This window comes from Kitasatospora sp. NPDC059571 (assembly GCF_042735675.1).
In the GTDB taxonomy this organism is placed as follows: Bacteria; Actinomycetota; Actinomycetes; order Streptomycetales; family Streptomycetaceae; genus Kitasatospora.
Genome location: NZ_JBHWBW010000585.1, coordinates 1 through 4,292 on the forward strand (window position 1 = coordinate 1; position 4,292 = coordinate 4,292).

5 protein-coding genes are annotated in these 4,292 nt (G+C 73.9%); 1 reads left to right on the forward strand and 4 read right to left on the reverse strand.

Annotated features, from left to right (window positions below; genetic code table 11):
• The 4 genes from ACFV0G_RS35995 to ACFV0G_RS36010 all read right to left on the reverse strand — a co-directional run.
• Positions 1 to 779 (reverse strand): glycosyltransferase (locus ACFV0G_RS35995; protein ID WP_380557022.1); only part of this gene is annotated, 779 nt, incomplete at its 3' end.
• Positions 780 to 781: 2 nt separating this feature from the next.
• The gene (locus ACFV0G_RS36000) at positions 782 to 1,549 is read right to left on the reverse strand and encodes a WecB/TagA/CpsF family glycosyltransferase (RefSeq protein WP_380557024.1); all 768 of its coding nucleotides are present in this window, start codon (positions 1,547 to 1,549) and stop codon (positions 782 to 784) included.
• Positions 1,549 to 2,544, reverse strand: a complete 996-nt coding sequence (locus ACFV0G_RS36005; RefSeq protein WP_380557026.1) for an NAD-dependent epimerase/dehydratase family protein — start codon at positions 2,542 to 2,544, stop codon at positions 1,549 to 1,551. The genes ACFV0G_RS36000 and ACFV0G_RS36005 overlap by 1 nt, the downstream gene beginning before the upstream one ends.
• Before the next feature lie 261 nt (positions 2,545 to 2,805).
• Positions 2,806 to 3,474: a MerR family transcriptional regulator gene (locus ACFV0G_RS36010; RefSeq protein ID WP_380557028.1), complete on the reverse strand. Its 669-nt coding sequence runs from the start codon at positions 3,472 to 3,474 to the stop codon at positions 2,806 to 2,808.
• 92 nt (positions 3,475 to 3,566) lie between these two features.
• Between ACFV0G_RS36010 and ACFV0G_RS36015 the strand changes: the two genes are divergently transcribed.
• Positions 3,567 to 4,034: a DUF4188 domain-containing protein gene (locus ACFV0G_RS36015; RefSeq protein WP_380557029.1), complete on the forward strand. Its 468-nt coding sequence runs from the start codon at positions 3,567 to 3,569 to the stop codon at positions 4,032 to 4,034.
• The last annotated feature ends 258 nt before the right edge of the window (positions 4,035 to 4,292 follow it).

Sequence of the window (4,292 nt, forward strand, 5' to 3'; positions counted from 1 at the left end):
GGCTTTCCCGTGCCGCCGTACCGGTCGAAGGCTGCCAGGAGGTCGGCGTTCGGTTCCACGGCGATCACCAGGTCCGCCAGTCGTCCGGCCACGACGCCCTTCTCGGCGGTGAGCCGGCCGACGAAGACCCAGCGCCGCCCCTCCCCGCCTGCCCGGCACGGTGCCGGGTCGTCGACGAAGTTGGGGATCAGCGCGGTGCGTTCGGCCGCCAGCCCGGCGTCCAGGTAGGTGCGCCGGGCGAGTTCGGAGAGCAGCACCAGCCGGTCGGCCCGCCCCAGCAGCGGATCGCCCTCCGGCCCGCGGCGGTTGGCCCAGGCGAGCGGGGCGGTGGCGAGCCGGGATCCGCGGTAGCAGCGGTAGCGGAGCGCGGCGAGCCGGTCGCCGTCCAGGCAGGCCCGGCACGGCGCGCCGTCCCGGTAGAGCGTGGCGCCGGCGCACAGCGGGCGGTAGTTGTGCAGCGTGGCGACCAGCGGGCCGGCCCAGTGCCGGACCCACTCGCGCCCGATGTTCGGGAAGAGGTTGTGGACGTGCACCACGTCGGGGGCGAAGGCCGCGAGTTCGGCGGCCGGCGACCGCCCCCGCCCGGCCGCGACCGTGACGGCGGCCCGCACCGGGTACAGCCCGCTGCGGGCCAGTTCGTCGGTGTGCGCGGCGACCAGTGTCACCTCGTGCCCGGCCGCGCGCAGCGCGCGGGCCTGGTCCCGGACGGCCTCGTTCTCGCCGCTGGGCTGCCCCGAGGCGTAGAAGCTGTGCACCAGGGCGATCCGCAGCGGCGCCATCGTCAGTTCGCTTCCCTCATCCGGGGCGGCCGCAGGGCGATCCGCGCCAGGTAGGCCGGGTTGTTGCGCAGGTAGCGCCGCCACAGCCGGCGCGGTTCCTTGGCGAGGCGGTACGACCACTCCAGCCCGTTGCGCTGCATCCAGCCGGGGGCCAGCTGCTGGAGTCCGGCGTGGACGTCGAAGGCGGCGCCGACGCCGAGCAGGACGGGCGCGGTCAGCGCGGCGCGGTGCGCCGCCATCCAGCGCTCCTGCTTGGGGGTGGAGAGGCCGATCCAGACGAGGTCCGCGCCGCTGTCGTTGATCCGCGCGACGGTCTCGGCGTCCTCGGCGGGCGTGGTCGGGCGGAACGGCGGCGAGTGGGTGCCCGCGATCCGCAGACCGGGCAGGCGTTCCCGCAGCCGCTCGGCGAGCAGCTCCGGCACGCCGGGCCCGCCTCCGTGGAGGTAGGAGCTCCAGCCCCGCTCCGCGGCCCGGGCGAGCACGTCGAGCATCAGGGCGGGGCCGGGCACCCGGCTCATCCCGGCGGCGCCGGCCCGGCGGCCGGCCCACACCATCGGCATGCCGTCCGGGACGGTCAGCCCGGAGGCGTTGTGGATCCGCGCCAGCCCGGGGTCCCGCTGGGACTCCATCACCCCGTGGACCCCGGTGACGCACACGTAGCCGCGCTCGCCCTGGGTGATCCACCGGGTGATCTCGGCGAGGGCGGTGTCCGGGCCGACCGCGCTGATGCCGACGCCGAGCACGTCGACCCGCGGCGGCGCCGTGGTCATCAGCGCTGGTGCGGGCGGCCGTCGCGGCGGGCCCGCACCTGGTCGTACACCCAGCGGTAGGTCTGCTCCAGGCCGGTGAGCAGCGGGATCGACGGCGCCCAGTCGAGCTCCTTGGTGATCCGGGTGTTGTCGCTGTTGCGCCCGCGGACACCGAGCGGGCCCGGGATGTGGCGGTGCTCCAGCCGCACCCCGGCGATCTCCTCCACCAGGCCGTACAGCTGGTTGACCGTCACCAGCTGGTCGGAGCCGATGTTGAGGGGCTCGGTGACGGCGCTGCGGGTGAGCCGCAGGGTGCCGGTGGTGCAGTCGTCGATGTAGGTGAAGCTGCGGGTCTGCTCGCCGTCGCCCCAGATCTCGATCGCGTCGGCCCCGGTGAGCACGGCGGTGGCGACCTTGCGGCAGGCCGCGGCCGGCGCCTTCTCCCGGCCGCCGTCCCAGGTGCCGTACGGCCCGTAGACGTTGTGGTAGCGGGCGGTGCGGGTGGCGATGCCGTAGTCCTCCAGGAAGTGCCGGGCCATCCGCTCGGAGAAGAGCTTCTCCCAGCCGTAGCCGTCCTCCGGCAGGGCCGGGTAGGCGTCCTCCTCGCGCAGCGGGAGGACGGCGGCCTCGGTCTGCTTGTCGGCGGCGTACACGCAGGCGGAGGAGGAGTAGAAGTACCGGTCGGCGCCGTGGTCGCGGGCGGCGAGCAGCATGTGGGTGCTGGAGAGGACGGAGAGCATGCACGCGGCCTTGTTGCTCTCGATGAAGCCCATGCCGCCCATGTCGGCGGCCAGGTGGTAGACCTCGCCCGCGCCGCCGGCCATGACCTCCTGGCAGGACTCGCGCAGCGAGAGGTCGCGGACGAGGTTCTGGGCGCCGGGGTGGAGTTGGTACCACTCCTGGTGGGGCTTGCGGTCCACTGCGCGGACGGTCCGTCCCTCGGCGAGGAGGGCGGCGGTGAGGTGCCCGCCGATGAACCCTCCGGCTCCGGTCACCACGGCGTCGACGTGAGCCACGGCTCGGTCTCCCTTCCGGTCATGTGATGAATGCCTTAGGAAGGGATATATCGGTCATGACGGTCCGTCGGCTCCCGCCTCTCCGGCCCGGCCGGTGCAGCCATCCGTTCGGCGGACGGGTGAGGGTGCGGTCGCAGATCGGTGCGCACCGTCCCGGGCGCAGCCGGGGCCCGACCTGACCGCCCGTGGGTCCGTCGGGACCGCCCGCTCGGGGCGGGTTTCTCCCGTACGGCTCACGCGGACACGTGATCGGGATCCCGATCACAGCCCGTACCGGCGGCCGGCCTCCTCGGACTGGGCGATCCGGCGCAGGTTGAGCAGGACCGGTTCGAAGAGGACCGCCCCGGCCACGGCGTATTCGGCCCGCTCCTGCGGGGTGGGGGCGAGTTCCATGCGGTCGAGGTCGTGCGCGGCGGCCTGCTCCATGTACCGGGCGTACGGCAGGAGGTCGTCGGCTGCGAAGGGGAAGCCGAGCCGGTCGAGCGTGGCGAGCGCGCCGACCAGGGCGCGGTGGGCGGGCGAGCGCTCGCCGATGTCGCGGGCCGTCGTCCAGTCGAGCCGGGCGAGCAGGTCGTCGACGATGCGGAGTGCGGCGGCATGTGACGGGTCGGCGATGTCCGGGGAGCCGCCGGGCGTGCCCTCCGTGCCCTCCGTGCTGTGGGGCAGGGCCCACAGGGATGCGCCGAGGCGGATGGTGAGGCCCAGCGACTCGTCGTCGACGTGGGCCAGCACCTGACGGACGGTGGCCACCGGAATGCGTCCGACCTGGATCATCGCCCGCACCAGCCGCAGCCGCCGGAGGTGGGTCTCGTCGTACTCGGCCTGGGTGGCGTTGACGCGGCGTCCGGGCGGCACCAGCCCTTCGCGCAGGTAGTACTTGACCGTGGCGACGGAGACGCCGCTCTGCTCGCTGAGATCTGCAAGGCGCATCCCCTTGCCCCCGTCCTTGAGGAGTGCCACTATCCAATTCATTGAAGAGTGGGGCTATCCAACCATGTGATGGCCCGACGATAGGGGGCGCCGTGTTCGCAAAGCCGTTACCCGGTCGGACCACTGCCGCAGCGGAGGGGCGCATCAACCACTTCTGGGCACCGCACCACTGGCTCCCGGTGTTCATCGCCATGCCGCGCATGCTGCGCGAGCTCTCCCGCGACCCGCAGAGCGGCCTGCTGGGCCACCAGCTGCTCAGCGGCTCGCCGCGCACCTACTACGTGGTCCAGTACTGGGAGTCGGAGGAGAAGCTGCTCGCCTACGCGTCAGCGCCCGACAACCTGCACCGCAAGGGCTGGGCGATGATCAACCGCTTCGAGCGCAAGGCCCGCCGGCACGTGGGGATCTGGCACGAGACGTACATCGTCCCGCCCGGCTCGTACGAGTCGATCTACGGCGACATGCCCCCGTACGGCCTCGGCGCCGCCACCGGCACACTGCCGATCGAGCGCCGCGGCGCGACCGCCCGCCGGCGCTTGGCCCGCGACTCCGAGGGCTGACGCTCCCCGGTCCCGCCGCGGCGGCGAACCGCCGGACCGCCCCCGCGGCGCGGGAGGGGACCGGACCCACCCCCACGACGGCGGCGGTGCCCGCCGACGGGCCGTACGTCCGAAGCCCGACGGCCCTCGCGCTGGCGGAAACGCCGAAGCGGGCGGGCCGGGCGGGGGGCGGGCGCCGGGGGCGGGGCGGCGGCCCGCGGCGCCGCCCATCTGGTTGCAGTACTCGGCGGTGCGACGGATCTCGTCGATGTCCGAGAA